At 73.5% G+C, this 12,387-nt stretch carries 15 protein-coding genes; 9 read left to right on the forward strand and 6 right to left on the reverse strand.

Annotated features, from left to right (window positions below; genetic code table 11):
* From ABT129_RS37530 to ABT129_RS37540, 3 genes are all read left to right on the forward strand, one after another.
* A partial coding sequence (locus ABT129_RS37530; RefSeq protein WP_094743042.1) for an acyl-CoA dehydrogenase family protein occupies positions 1-84 on the forward strand: 84 nt, incomplete at its 5' end.
* Between the two features lie 27 nt (positions 85-111).
* Positions 112-897: an electron transfer flavoprotein subunit beta/FixA family protein gene (locus ABT129_RS37535; RefSeq protein WP_351910671.1), complete on the forward strand. Its 786-nt coding sequence runs from the start codon at positions 112-114 to the stop codon at positions 895-897.
* A 39-nt stretch (positions 898-936) separates the two neighbouring features.
* Positions 937-1,893 (forward strand): electron transfer flavoprotein subunit alpha/FixB family protein, encoded by a 957-nt coding sequence (locus ABT129_RS37540; RefSeq protein ID WP_351910673.1) that lies wholly within the window; start codon positions 937-939, stop codon positions 1,891-1,893.
* 79 nt (positions 1,894-1,972) lie between these two features.
* On the opposite strand, the gene ABT129_RS37545 is transcribed toward ABT129_RS37540, so the two are convergent.
* The 5 genes from ABT129_RS37545 to ABT129_RS37565 form a co-directional block, all read right to left on the reverse strand.
* Positions 1,973-2,362: a zinc ribbon domain-containing protein gene (locus ABT129_RS37545; RefSeq protein WP_351910675.1), complete on the reverse strand. Its 390-nt coding sequence runs from the start codon at positions 2,360-2,362 to the stop codon at positions 1,973-1,975.
* A 131-nt stretch (positions 2,363-2,493) separates the two neighbouring features.
* A complete protein-coding gene (locus ABT129_RS37550) occupies positions 2,494-3,165 on the reverse strand; it encodes a TetR family transcriptional regulator (RefSeq protein ID WP_351910677.1) in 672 nt (223 codons plus the stop codon).
* 204 nt (positions 3,166-3,369) lie between these two features.
* Positions 3,370-4,131 (reverse strand): SDR family NAD(P)-dependent oxidoreductase, encoded by a 762-nt coding sequence (locus ABT129_RS37555; RefSeq protein WP_351910679.1) that lies wholly within the window; start codon positions 4,129-4,131, stop codon positions 3,370-3,372.
* Positions 4,132-4,334: 203 nt separating this feature from the next.
* On the reverse strand, positions 4,335-4,802 hold the full coding sequence (gene cynS, locus ABT129_RS37560; protein ID WP_351910681.1) for a cyanase: 468 nt from the start codon (positions 4,800-4,802) through the stop codon (positions 4,335-4,337).
* Between the two features lie 48 nt (positions 4,803-4,850).
* Positions 4,851-5,438: a carbonic anhydrase gene (locus tag ABT129_RS37565; RefSeq protein ID WP_351910683.1), complete on the reverse strand. Its 588-nt coding sequence runs from the start codon at positions 5,436-5,438 to the stop codon at positions 4,851-4,853.
* A gap of 93 nt (positions 5,439-5,531) precedes the next feature.
* Between ABT129_RS37565 and cynR the strand changes: the two genes are divergently transcribed.
* From cynR to ABT129_RS37580, 3 genes are all read left to right on the forward strand, one after another.
* A complete protein-coding gene (gene cynR, locus ABT129_RS37570; RefSeq protein ID WP_351910685.1) occupies positions 5,532-6,440 on the forward strand; it encodes a transcriptional regulator CynR in 909 nt (302 codons plus the stop codon).
* A 151-nt stretch (positions 6,441-6,591) separates the two neighbouring features.
* Entirely contained in the window at positions 6,592-7,155 is a 564-nt protein-coding gene (locus tag ABT129_RS37575) for a GlcG/HbpS family heme-binding protein (protein ID WP_351910697.1), read from the forward strand.
* Positions 7,156-7,210: 55 nt separating this feature from the next.
* A complete protein-coding gene (locus tag ABT129_RS37580) occupies positions 7,211-7,831 on the forward strand; it encodes an ankyrin repeat domain-containing protein (protein WP_351910687.1) in 621 nt (206 codons plus the stop codon).
* On the opposite strand, the gene ABT129_RS37585 is transcribed toward ABT129_RS37580, so the two are convergent.
* Positions 7,806-8,954: an acyl-CoA dehydrogenase family protein gene (locus ABT129_RS37585; protein WP_351910689.1), complete on the reverse strand. Its 1,149-nt coding sequence runs from the start codon at positions 8,952-8,954 to the stop codon at positions 7,806-7,808. The two genes, ABT129_RS37580 and ABT129_RS37585, sit on opposite strands and share 26 nt — an antisense overlap.
* A gap of 115 nt (positions 8,955-9,069) precedes the next feature.
* Between ABT129_RS37585 and ABT129_RS37590 the strand changes: the two genes are divergently transcribed.
* From ABT129_RS37590 to ABT129_RS37600, 3 genes are all read left to right on the forward strand, one after another.
* Positions 9,070-9,675 (forward strand): TetR/AcrR family transcriptional regulator, encoded by a 606-nt coding sequence (locus tag ABT129_RS37590; protein WP_351910691.1) that lies wholly within the window; start codon positions 9,070-9,072, stop codon positions 9,673-9,675.
* Between the two features lie 236 nt (positions 9,676-9,911).
* Entirely contained in the window at positions 9,912-11,264 is a 1,353-nt protein-coding gene (locus tag ABT129_RS37595; protein ID WP_351910693.1) for a hypothetical protein, read from the forward strand.
* Positions 11,265-11,425: 161 nt separating this feature from the next.
* The coding region (locus tag ABT129_RS37600; RefSeq protein WP_351910695.1) for an ROK family transcriptional regulator at positions 11,426-12,387 on the forward strand (962 nt) is incomplete at its 3' end.

The following is a 12,387-nucleotide window of genomic DNA, read 5'->3' on the forward strand; positions in this document are numbered from 1 at the left end:
ATGATGCGCGACGCCAAGATCACCCAGATCTACGAAGGCACCAACCAGGTCCAGCGCATCGTCATGGCCCGCAACCTCCCCTGACCACAGCCCCCCGAAAGGAGACAGGCCGTGACCCTGAAGATCGCTGTCTGTGTGAAGTACGTCCCCGACGCGACCGGCGACCGCGGATTCGCCGACGACCTGACGACCGACCGTGAGGCCGTCGACGGTCTGCTCTCGGAGCTGGACGAGTACGCGGTCGAGCAGGCTCTCCGCATCTCGGAGGAGGCCGACGACGCCGAGGTCACCGTCGTGACCGTGGGCCCGGACGACGCCAAGGACGCGCTGCGCAAGGCGCTGTCGATGGGCGCCGACAAGGCCGTCCACGTCAACGACGACGACATCCACGGATCGGACGTCTTCGCGACCTCCGCGATCCTGGCCAAGGCCCTGGAGAAGACCGGCTTCGACCTGGTCGTCTGCGGTATGGCCTCGACCGACGGCGCGATGGGCGTGCTGCCCGCGCTGCTCGCCGAGCGCCTCGGCCTCCCGCAGGTCACCCTGCTCTCGGAGGTCTCCGTCGAGGACGGCACCGTGAAGGGCCGCCGTGACGGCGACTCCGCCACCGAGCTCCTGGAGGCCCCGCTGCCGGCCGTCGTCTCGGTCACCGACCAGTCCGGCGAGGCCCGCTACCCCTCCTTCAAGGGGATCATGGCCGCCAAGAAGAAGCCGGTCGAGGAGCTGGACCTGGACGACCTGGACATCGAGGCCGACGAGGTCGGTCTCGCGGGCGCCTGGACCCTGGTCGACGCCGTGGCCGCGCGCCCGGCCCGTACGCAGGGCACGATCGTCACGGACGAGGGCGACGGCGGCAAGCAGCTCGCCGCCTTCCTCGCCACCCAGAAGTTCATCTGACCTGCCGTCAGCCTGACACCCACACAGGAGCAACGAATCATGGCTGAGATCCTGGTTCTCGTGGACCACGCCGACGGTGCGGTCCGCAAGCCGGCCCTCGAACTGCTGACCCTGGCCCGCCGCATCGGCGAGCCCTCGGCGGTCGTCCTCGGCGCCGGCGAGGCCGCGGCCTCGATCGCCGCCACCGCCGGCGAGTACGGCGCGGCCACCGTGTACGTGGCGGACGGCGCCGAGTTCGCCGACCAGCTGGTCGTGCCGAAGGTCGACGCGCTCACCCAGCTCGCCCGGGAGAAGGGGGCGGCCGCCGTCCTGGTGACCTCCTCCGGCGAGGGCAAGGAGATCGCGGCCCGCGTCGCGCTCCGCCTCGGCTCCGGCCTGATCACCGACGCCGTGGAGCTGGAGGCCGGCGAGAACGGCCCGGTCGCCACCCAGTCCGTCTTCGCCGCCTCGTACCAGGTGCGCTCGACGGTCACGCACGGCGCGCCGGTCATCACCGTCAAGCCGAACTCCGCCGCCCCGGAGGCCTCCTCGGCCGCCGGTACGGTCGAGAACGTCACCGTCTCCTTCACCGGCAACGCCGCGAAGGTCGTCTCGCGCACCCCGCGCGTCTCCACCGGCCGCCCCGAGCTCACCGAGTCCGCGATCGTGGTCTCCGGCGGTCGCGGCGTCGGCGCGGCCGAGGGCTTCGCGGTCGTCGAGAAGCTGGCCGACTCGCTCGGCGCGGCCGTCGGCGCCTCCCGCGCCGCCGTGGACGCCGGCTGGTACCCGCACGCCAACCAGGTCGGCCAGACCGGCAAGCAGGTCTCGCCGCAGCTGTACGTGGCCGCGGGCATCTCCGGCGCGATCCAGCACCGGGCCGGCATGCAGACGTCGAAGACGATCGTCGCGGTCAACAAGGACCCGGAGGCCCCGATCTTCGACCTGGTGGACTACGGCGTGGTCGGCGACCTCTTCGAGGTGCTGCCGCAGCTGACGGACGAGATCGGCGCCCGCTGACCGTCCCCGTCGCCCGACGTGAGAGGGGGCGGTGGGTGGCACTCTGTGCCACCCACCGCCCCCTCTCGTGTGCGCCGCGTCAGATCCAGCCGTCGAGCGGGACCTCTTCGCAGAGCCGGACGGTCGGTCGGCGGCCGGTCACGCCGACGCCCGAGGAGACCTTGACCCGGACCCCGGGACGCACCGCGTGGAGGGGACCGTCGACGCGGCAGCGGACCGTGAACCCCTCCGTCATGTACACCGGCCAGAGGTCCGCGTCGGCCGCGGCGACCCCGCGCCGTACGGAGATCACGCCCTCGCCCTCGCTGAGTTCGGGCGAGAGCTCGGTCGACCCGCAGGTCGGGCAGAGCAGGCGCTGGAAGGTCGTGGTGTGGCACCAGCGGCAGCGCTGGAAGTAGAGCTCGGCGTCGGGGGCGGACTCCTCGGCCGCCTGGAAGGCGGTCCCGCTCCTCAGTCCGGTGTGGAACACGATGGGTTCTCCTTGCACTCGGCGGCTCGACCGTGCATGGAGCAAAGATATGGCACTGAGTGCCATCAAATAAAGACCTGAGTTCCCTCAATTAGAGATACTGAGATCCCCGACGACCCCGACGGCCGCCCTCAGCTCTCGCCGAGGCTCGCCTCCACCTCGCGCACCACGCGCCACATCGGGGTGGAGCGCTTGGTGATCACCACCACGACGTCCTCGGCCTCCTCGGCCGGCGTGTCCACGACGGCGTCGGGGCTCCAGGTGGTGCGGACGAACTCCAGGGCCCGATCGACCTCCGCCAGCGGGTCGCCCTCCCCGCCCGAGCGCAGCCAGTGCCGCAGGGCGTGGTTGTGGGCGGCCACCACGGCCGCCGCGGCCACGTTGGCGCGCAGGGTGCCGTCCCTGCGGTCGGCCCAGCGGGTGCGCAGGTAGTCGCCGAGGGTCTTCTCGTACCGCCAGACGACCGACAGTTCGTACGTGCGCAGCCCGGCCACCTCGCGGGTGAGCCGGTAGCGCTGGACGGAGAAGGTCGGGTTCTCGGCGTACATCCGCATGACGAGCCGGGCGGCGCCGCAGACCCGGACCATCGGGTCGTCGGAGTCCGCGCTCGCCGCGAGGAAGCGGGTCATGTCGGCGAGGCAGTGCTCGTGGTCGGGGAAGACCACGTCCTCCTTCGACGGGAAGTACCGGAAGAAGGACCTCCGGCCGACGCCCGCGAGGGTGACGATGTCGTCGACCGTGGTCTGCTCGTAGCCCCGCTCGAGAAAGAGCTGGAAGGCCGCGGCGATGAGGGAATCCCGCATCGCGGGCTTCCCTGAGTTCGTCGACGCTGTTCCCATGGCCCGAACCTAACATCCGGACGACCCCCGTGCGGCACTTGGTGCCGGACTAATCCGGCACCGAGTGCTCTCACGAGGGTACGGAGGCTCAGCGAGGGCGGCGGTGAGACCACCCGCCGAGGCGGTGGAACGACCGGCGGGCGGTCCCCGGGCCGCCGACGGCCCGGCTCAGCGGGCCGTCATCCGGAGCGCGCCGTCCATCCGGATCGTCTCGCCGTTGAGGTAGTCGTGCTCGGCGACCATCGTCACCAGCCGGGCGTACTCCTCCGGGCGCGCGAGCCGCTGCGGGAAGGTGACGCTCGCGGCGAGACCCGCCCTGACGTCCTCCCCGAACCCGGCCATCATCGGGGTGTCGACGATGCCGGGGGCGATGGTGACGACCCGGATGCCGAACTGCGCCAGGTCCCGCGCCGCGGTGACGGTCATGCCGGCGACGCCCGCCTTGGAGGCGGCGTAGGCGATCTGGCCCACCTGGCCCTCGAAGGCGGCGATCGAGGCCGTGTTGACGACGAGACCGCGCTGACCGTGCTCGTCGGGCTCGTGGCGGGCGATGGCCTCGGCGGCCAGCCGCATGACGTTGAACGTACCGAGCAGGTTGACGTGGAGCACGGTCCGGAACAGGTCGAGGTCGTGCGGCCCCTTGCGGCCCAGGATGCGGGCGGAGGGCGCGATGCCCGCGCAGTTCACGGCCAGCCGCAGCTCGGCGCCGTCGGCGTCGATCACGGCGAGGGCCTCGCGGACCTGCTGCTCGTCGGTGACGTCCGCCGCGAGCAGCCGGACGCCCTCCGGGAGCCGACCCGCGGCGGCCACGGCCTTGTCCAGGTCGAGTCCGTAGACGGTGGCGCCCCGGGCGGCGAGCGCGGCCGCGGTGGCGGCGCCGAGACCGGAAGCGGCACCGGTGACGAGAGCGGCGGAGCCGGCGATGTCCATGGAACTCCTCGTTCGGGTCGTGCGGGTGCGACCCTGCCGCCGGGTTGGCCGCCGGATCGGGCGCGTGCCCGCGGAGGACCGCGCGGTCCGCGCGATCTGCGCCGCCCACCATAGAACCGCAGGCCGCGCCCCCGGAAGCGGACCCGGGAGGACCGTCCGGGGGCGCGTCGGCACGACCGGGGAGGTCCTGCCGGGAGGTGCGGTCAGAAGGGCCTGGTCGGCAGGTACTTGCCGTCGAGCGTGATGACCGCGCGCTCCCCGCCCTCGGGGTCCGCGACCTTCTTCACGTCCAGCGTGAAGTTGATCGCGGAGATGATGCCGTCGCCGAACTCCTCGTGGACCAGGGCCTTGAGGGTGGTCCCGTACACCTGGAGCATCTCGTGGAAGCGGTAGATGGTCGGGTCGGTGGGGATGCCGTCGAGGGAGCCCCGGGTGGGGATGGTGCGCAGCAGGCGCACCGCGTCGTCGTCGAGGCCGAGGAGCTCGGCGACGGCCTTCGCGGACGCCTCGGGCAGGGCGTGCTGGCCGAGGACGGCGGCGGTGGTGAAGGCGACGGAGAGACCGGCGGCGTCGGCGATCTGCTTCCAGCTCAGGTCCTTGATCGTCTTGGCCTCGACGGCGGCGATCGCGAGCGCCCGGCGGGCGGTGGGGTCGAACTGGGCGTGCACCATGAGGGGTACGTCCTTTCCTGTGGGGTGTGGAGGGGTGAGGCGGGTGGTTCAGGCGGCGACGGCCGCGGGGACTTCCGCTACGGCGCCGGCTGCGATGTCGAAGACCCAGCCGTGCAGCCGCAGGGATCCCTGGGCGAGGGCTCGCGCCACCGAGGGGTGGGTGGCCAGGTTGGCCAGCTGCGCGGCGACGTTCTCCCGTACGAGGGCTGCCACGTCGCCCGCCCCGCCCGCCGCGGCGGTACGGGCCAGGGAGGCGTCGGCGTGCCGGAGCCAGGCGGCGACGGCGGGCGCGCCGCTCAGGTCGTGGCCCTCGGCGAGCGCGGTCATGGCGCCGCAGGCGGAGTGCCCGCAGACGATGACGTCCCGCACGCCGAGGACGGTGACGGCGTACTCGACGCCGGCGACCACGCCGTCCGCGCCGGGGGTGTGGGCCGGGACGAGGTTTCCGGCGGTGCGGATGACGAAGAGTTCACCGGGGTCGGTCTGGGTGATCAGTTCGGGGACGACGCGGGCGTCGGAGCAGCCGATGAAGAGCGTGCGAGGGCGGTGGACGGTGGCCAGGTGGGCGAAGAGCGCCGCGTGGGCGGGGAAGACCTCCCGCTGGAAGCGAGCGATTCCCTCGGCGAGATGAGGCATGCCTTCACCCTGCACGACCAGGTCCTATAGCGTCCAAGACGCACTGTCGATATCTGCTATAGATGGGATCTATAGCAGGTTAGGGTCGGTGGCATGCAGCCGGAACTCCGTCATCTCCGCTATCTGCTCGCCGTCGCCGAGCACGCCAACTTCACGCGTGCCGCCGAAGAGCTCCGCATCGCCCAGCCCACGCTGTCCCAGCAGGTCAAGCAGTTGGAGAAGGCCCTCGGGGTGCTGCTCCTCGACCGCACCGGCCGCACCGTGCGCCTCACCGACGCCGGGGAGGCGTACGCGGGCTACGCCCGGCGCGCGCTCCAGGACCTGGCGGCGGGCGAGCGGGCGGTCCTCGACGTGCGCGACCTCTCCCGGGGCCTGCTCCGGCTCGCCGCCACCCCCACCTTCACGGGGTACCTCACCGGCCCCCTGGTCGCCGCCTTCCACACCCGCCACCCGGGCATCACCGTGGAGGTGCGGGAGCTGACCCAGGACCGCGTCGAGGCCGAACTCCTCGCCGACCGCCTCGATCTGGGCATCGCCTTCCAGGGCGACCACCTGCCGGGCGTCGAGGCCACCGCGCTGTTCACCGAGACCCTCGGCCTGGTCGTCGGCCCCGGCCACCCCTTCGCCGGCCGGACGGAACCCGTCCCGGCCGAGGAGCTGAATGATCATCACCTCGCCCTGCTCAGCCGGGACTTCGCCACCCGTCGGCACATCGACGCGTACGTCTCCGAGCACGGCGTCCGGCCACTGATCGCGGTGGAGGCCAACGCGGTCGGCGCGCTCACGGAGATCGTCGGGCGCACCTCCCTGGCCACCGTCCTGCCCGACGCCGTCACCCGGGACCATCCCCGGCTGACCCCCGTGCCGCTCTCCCCCGCCCTGCCGCCCCGCGGCGTCACCCTGCTCCGCCGCGCGGCCGGCTACCGGAGCGCGGCCACCCGCGCCTTCACGGAGCTGGCCACGCGCTGGGAGGAGGGCGAGGGGGGTCAACCGATCGGATGATCCCGGGGTCCACCGTTGCGGGCGCCGGACGCAGCCGGGACGCCGACGGACGGCACGGGGGTGCCCGCCCAGGATGGAGGGGAAGCGGGCCACGGATTCCCGACGGCCCCCGCGGTCCACCGAGTTCACTGGAGCAGACCCCATGAAGCACGTGAAGAAGACCACCTCGCGCACCCGCGTCGTGACCGGTGGCGCGGTCGTCGCCGCGCTCGCCCTCGGTGGCTTCGGTGCCTACTCGGCCAGCGCCACCGGCGAGAACACGGCGGCCGCGCCCGCCGCCGTCGCCAAGGCGGACGCCAGGAACAAGAACACGACGCGGACCACGCACCTGACGATCGAGGCCGCGACGAAGGCCGCGCGGGCCACGCTGGACGCCGCCGAGAAGGAGAACCAGCGCGTCTCCGTCGCCGTCGTCGACCGCAACGGCAACACCCTCGTCACCCTCCGCGGCGACGGCGCCGGCCCCCAGTCCTACGAGTCCGCCCAGAAGAAGGCCTACACCGCCGTCTCCTGGAACGCCCCCACCTCCGAACTCGCCAAGCGCCTCACCAACGCCCCCACCCTCAAGGACATCCCCGGCACCCTCTTCCTCGCCGGCGGAGCCCCCGTCACCGCCAAGGGCGCCCCCATCGCCGGCATCGGCGTCGCCGGCGCCCCCTCCGGCGACCTCGACGAGAAGTTCGCCCAGGCCGGCGTCGCCACCCTCACCAAGTAACCCCCGGCCACCCACAGCCGGCGTCCGCACGAGGAACACCACGAGGAACACCGTCATGAACGCGCTCGACGACACCCTCCTGGCCGCCGCCGCGCACGGTGACACCGCCGCCGTGCGCGCGGCCCTCGCCGCGGGCGCCCGGGCCGACGCCCGGGACCGGCACCGCCGCACCCCGCTGCTCCACGCGGCCCTGCGCGACCACGTCGCCACCGCGCGGGTGCTCCTCGACGCGGGCGCGGACCCCGACGCCCAGGACGACCGGTGCGACAGCCCGTGGCTGGTCACGGGCGTGACGGGCAGCGTCGCGATGATGCGGACCCTGCTCCCCGCGGGCCCGGACCTGCGGCTCACCGACGGGTACGGCGGCACGGCCCTGATCCCGGCGGCGGAACGGGGGCACGTGGCCTACGTACGGGCCGTGCTCGACGAGACGGCGATCGACGTCGACCACGTCAACCGCCTCGGCTGGACGGCCCTCCTGGAGGCCGTGATCCTCGGCACCGGCGCCCGCCCCCACCAGGACGTGGTCGCCCTCCTCCTGGCGGCGGGCGCCGACCCCGGACTCCCGGACCCGTACGGCCGCACGGCGCTGGACCACGCCGTCCGCCACGGGCTCGTGGAGATCGCGCGCCTCCTCGGAGGCGCGCGTCTCAGGCCTGCGCCAGCCCGCGGCTGATGACGAGGCGCTGGATCTGGTTGGTGCCCTCGAAGATCTGGGTGATCTTGGCCTCGCGCATGTAGCGCTCGACGGGGAAGTCGCGCGTGTAGCCGTAGCCGCCGAAGACCTGGACCGCGTCCGTCGTGACCTTCATGGCGGTGTCCGTGGCGATGAGCTTGGCCGCGCTGGCCTGGCGGCTGAAGGGGCGGCCGAGGTCGCGGCGGCGGGCCGCGTCCAGGTAGGTGGCGCGGGCGGCGTCGACGGCGGCGGCCATGTCGGCGAGGAGGAAGCCGAGGCCCTGGTGGTCGACGATCCGGCGGCCGAAGGTGGTGCGCTCGTTGGCGTACGCGACGGCGGCGTCGAGCGCGGCCTGGGCGAGGCCCGTGGCGCAGGCGGCGATGCCGAGGCGGCCGCTGTCGAGGGCGCTGAAGGCGATCTGCAGGCCCTGGCCCTCGTCCCCGACGAGCCGGTCGGCCTCCAGGAGCGCGCCGTCCCAGTAGGCGGAGGTGGTGGGGACCGCCTGGAGGCCCATCTTCCGCTCGGGGGCGCCGAAGCTCAGGCCCTCGGTGGTGCCGGGGGCGAGGAAGCAGGAGATGCCGTGGCCGCCGGGGGAGGTGCGGGCGAAGAGCGCGTAGAAGTCGGCCCGGCCTCCGTGGGTGATCCACGCCTTGGTGCCGGTGATCCGGTACCCGCCGCCGTCCTCCTGCCGTTCGGCCTTGCAGGTGAGGGCGGCGGCGTCGGAGCCGGCCTGCGGCTCGGAGAGGCTGTAGCCGCCGATGGTCCGGCCCTCCAGCATCGCGGGGAGCCAGCGCTCCTTCTGCTCGGGGGTGCCGAAGGTGTGGAGCGGGTGGCAGGCGAGCGTGTGGACGCTGGTGGCGACGGCGACGGCCGCCCAGCGCGCGGCGAGCTCTTCCAGGACCTGGAGGTAGGCCTCGTACGGCTGGCCTCCGCCGCCGTACTCCTCGGGGTACGGGAGGCCGAGGAGCCCGGCCTCGCCGAGGGTCGTGAAGAGTCCTTCGGGATAGGTCTCGGCGGCCTCGTACTCGTCCACCTTGGGAGAGAGCTCCTTGTCGGCGATCTCCCGGGTGAGGGCGATGAGGTCCGCCGCTTCGGGGGTGGGAAGCAGACGGTCGACATCCATGGCGTCTCCAGCGGCGCGCAAAGTGGTACTGGCGGAGGTACTGCAGTACCGCTGAGAGTAGCGCAGAAGGGTGGCGCCGTAACCCCCCGGAACACCGGCCTGGAATACTGACCGGGTGATCGAGACCTCAGCCGCCGATGCCCCGAAGCTGACGGGCCGCGGCGCGGCGCGCCGCTCCGCCCTCTTCGAGGAGCTCGTCGCCCTCCTCGTCGGCGAGGGGTTCGCCCGGCTGACGCTCGACGACCTCGCCGCGCGGCTGCACTGCTCGAAGCGGACCCTGTACGGCCTGGCGGGCAGCAAGGAGCAGCTCGTCAGGGCGGCGGTCGTGCACTTCTTCCGGCGCGCCACGGCCCGGGTCGAGGCGGTCCTCGCCGCGGCGACCGGTCCCGCCGAGCGGCTCGCCGCCTATCTGCGGGCGGTCTCGGCCGAGCTGGCGCCGGTCTCGCCGCAGTTCTTCGACGACGTGGCCGCGTTCGAGCCGGCGGCCGAGGTGTACGAGCGGAACACCCGCGCGGCGGCCGGCCGGGTCCAGCAGCTGATCGAGGAGGGCGTGCGGGCGGGCGTCTTCCGCGAGGTGCACGTGACCTTCGCGGCCGACGTGATCTCCTCGGTGATGGTCCGCATCCAGCGCCGCCAGGTGGCCGCGGCGACCGGTCTGGCCGACGCCGAGGCCTACGAGCAGCTGGCCGAACTCCTCCTCAGCGGCCTCCGCAGGGCCTGAGTTCCGCCTCTCCCGGGAGGGAGGCCCGGCCTCCGCAGGGCCTGAGTTCCGCTTGTCCCGGGAGGGCGGCCGGTCTCCGTCCGGTGCGGCGACCCCCGCACGCCGTCGGCGGAACGCCCACACGGCGCTCCGGTACAACCTTCCGCGTCGTCCCGGTGTCGAAGGGGTGACGAGGAAGGAAGCGACACGCTTCCGACCGTGTGGATACCCCCGGCTCCGGGGGCGAGGAGGCTCTCGTGGCTCGTGTACGTACGGCCGTGGTGGCGGCGGCGCTGATCGCGACCGTGGCACCGCTGACGCTCGGGGGACCCGCCGCCTTCGCGGCCGCCTCCCCCGCGGCGACGGCGGCGGCGGAGATCGGGGCGGTCGTCCAGGAGGGCGGTCGGCTGACCGTTCCCGCCGGGGAGGAGGGGGCGGTGACGCTGCGGTTCACGGCCACGCTCGCCCCGGGGGTGCGGGGCCCGGTGTCCGCGGTCCTCCGCCTGCCCACGGCGCTGGTCGAGATCGCGGGTGGCCCGCCGGTGAGCGAGGACGTGATCCGTTCGACCTGCGCGGTCGACGGCGTCGCCCACGGGGCCTGCCTCTGGGACATGCCCTACCAGTACGACGACCGGCCGGTGGACCCGCCCTCGCTCGCCCTGCCGACGGTGACGCCGGCCGGGACGGCGGCGGGGACGAGGACCCTGGCCTACACCGTCACCCTGGACGCCGACCAGACCGCGGTCGTCCTGGGCACCCCGGACGCCCGGGTCGAACTGAGGGACAGCGCGGGGGCGTCGGTGGCCGAGGGAACGGTCCGCCTCGACTTCGTCCGTGGCACGCCCCCGCCGGACGGGCGCGGCGCCGTGCACGCCCGGGACAGGAGCGGCGTGCTGTGGCGGTACGAGGGCACCGGCGACGTCCGCAGGCCGTTCGCGACGCGCAAGCGGGTCGGCGGCGGCTGGAACGCGTACACCGCCGTCACACCGCTCCGGAGCCCCGACGCGGCCGGACACGGCAGCCTGGTGGCCCGCGACCGGAGCGGGGTGCTCTGGCTCTACCAGGGCACGGGCGACCCCGCGGCCCCGTTCGCGCCGCGCGAGCGCGTCGGCGGCGGCTGGAACGTCTACACCGCCGTCACCGGCGCCGGCCGCGCCGGTCTGGTCGCCCGCGACCGGAACGGCGTCCTGTGGTCCTACGACAGCAACCACGGCTCCGGCGGCCCGTTCGAGCCCCGTCAGCGGGTGGGCGGCGGCTGGAACACCTACGACGCCCTGACCCCGTCCGGCTACGACGACGGGGTGCTGGCCCGCGACAGGAGCGGGGTGCTGTGGAAGTACGACCACCCGGGCTACGCGCCGTCCGTGCCCTTCGTGCCGAGGCAGCGCGTCGGCGGCGGCTGGAACGCCTACACGGCCCTCGCCGGCACCGGCGAGCTCGGTCGTGACGACACGCCGGACCTCGTCGCCCGCGACACCGCCGGCAGGCTCTGGCTCCACCAGGGCGTGCGCAAGCCGGTGCCCGGCTCGGGCCGGGAGCACAGCCTGGTCCCCGGCCCCACCCGCACCCTCGTCGGCGGCGGCTGGAACACCTACGACCTGATCTTCTGACGCCACGGGCCGCACGGACGGCCCCGGGCGGCCCGGTCCGCGTTCAGGTCCTGAACGCGGACCGGGCTTAATTCAGGATGTGACTTAAAGCTCAAGAGAAGAGGTTCCGCACCTCCCCGCGGAGGTATGTTGCATGCAGGACTACTTCGCCAGGGGGCCCAGTGACCATGCGGAACGGCCGCACCGTGCGTGACCTGCGACGCGAGAACCGCACCGCCGTCCTCCAGCGCCTCTACTTCGACGGGCCGATGAGCCGCTTCTCGCTCGGGCCGGCGACCGGCCTCAGCTCCGGCTCGGTCAGCAACGTCGTCGCGGAACTCGTCGCGGAGGGCCTCGTCGAGGAGGCGGGCAGCGTCGACTCGGCCGGCGGACGCCCCCGCACCCTGCTCCGGGTCACCCCGGACAGCGGCTGCATGATCGGTGTCGACGTCGGCGAGACCCGGGTCAGGGTCGAGCTCTTCGATCTGACCCTCACCGAACTCGCCCGTACGGAACGCCCGTTGGCGGTCGACAGCCACAGTCCCCACGACCGGTACGAGGTCGGGGTCGTCGTCGAGCACGTCCGGGAGGGCATCGCGGAGGTGCTGCGGGCCTCGGGCGTCGCCCCCGAGCGGCTGCTCGGCGTCGGCGTCGGCGTGCCCGGCATCGTGGCCCGTACCGCCGAGGACGGCGCGGTCGTGCACGGCCAGACCACCGGCTGGGACGCCGTCCCCCTGGAGCGGCTGCTCCGCGACAGCGTGGACCTGCCGGCCTCGGTGCCGTACTGGATCGACAACGGTGCCAAGACCCTCGGCCAGGCCGAGATGTGGTTCGGCGCGGGCCGGGGCGCGCGTAGCGCGGTGGTCGTCCTCTTCGGCTCCGGCGTCGGCGCCTGCGTGGTGACGGACCCGATGGGACCGGGCCGGGCGATCGAGTGGGGCCACCTGAAGGTGCGGGTCCGGGGCCGCCGCTGCCGCTGCGGCGCCCAGGGCTGCCTGGAGGCGTACGCCGGCGCGGAGGCCCTCCTCGAACGGTGGCGGGAGGCGGGCGGCAAGCCGCCCACCGGCGCGGACGAGGAGACCGCCCTGACCGCGATGCTGGCGGCGGCCCATCCGCCGGACCCGGGGGCGGAGCCCGACGCGAC

Origin of the sequence: Streptomyces sp. NPDC002057 (assembly GCF_040296665.1) — a bacterium.
Lineage (GTDB): Bacteria > Actinomycetota > Actinomycetes > Streptomycetales > Streptomycetaceae > Streptomyces.

Excerpts from the sequence above, each read along its gene's own strand:
- ABT129_RS37555 (WP_351910679.1), bottom strand. The coding sequence starts at position 4,131 with ATGGACATCGCCGGCTCCGCCGCTCTCGTCACCGGTGCCGCTTCCGGT.
- cynR (WP_351910685.1), top strand. The coding sequence starts at position 5,532 with ATGCAGCCGGAACTCCGTCATCTCCGCTATCTGCTCGCCGTCGCCGAG.
- ABT129_RS37565 (WP_351910683.1), bottom strand. The coding sequence starts at position 5,438 with ATGCCTCATCTCGCCGAGGGAATCGCTCGCTTCCAGCGGGAGGTCTTC.
- ABT129_RS37540 (WP_351910673.1), top strand. The coding sequence starts at position 937 with ATGGCTGAGATCCTGGTTCTCGTGGACCACGCCGACGGTGCGGTCCGC.
- ABT129_RS37585 (WP_351910689.1), bottom strand. The coding sequence starts at position 8,954 with ATGGATGTCGACCGTCTGCTTCCCACCCCCGAAGCGGCGGACCTCATC.
- ABT129_RS37550 (WP_351910677.1), bottom strand. The coding sequence starts at position 3,165 with ATGCGGGATTCCCTCATCGCCGCGGCCTTCCAGCTCTTTCTCGAGCGG.
- cynS (WP_351910681.1), bottom strand. The coding sequence starts at position 4,802 with ATGGTGCACGCCCAGTTCGACCCCACCGCCCGCCGGGCGCTCGCGATC.
- ABT129_RS37580 (WP_351910687.1), top strand. The coding sequence starts at position 7,211 with ATGAACGCGCTCGACGACACCCTCCTGGCCGCCGCCGCGCACGGTGAC.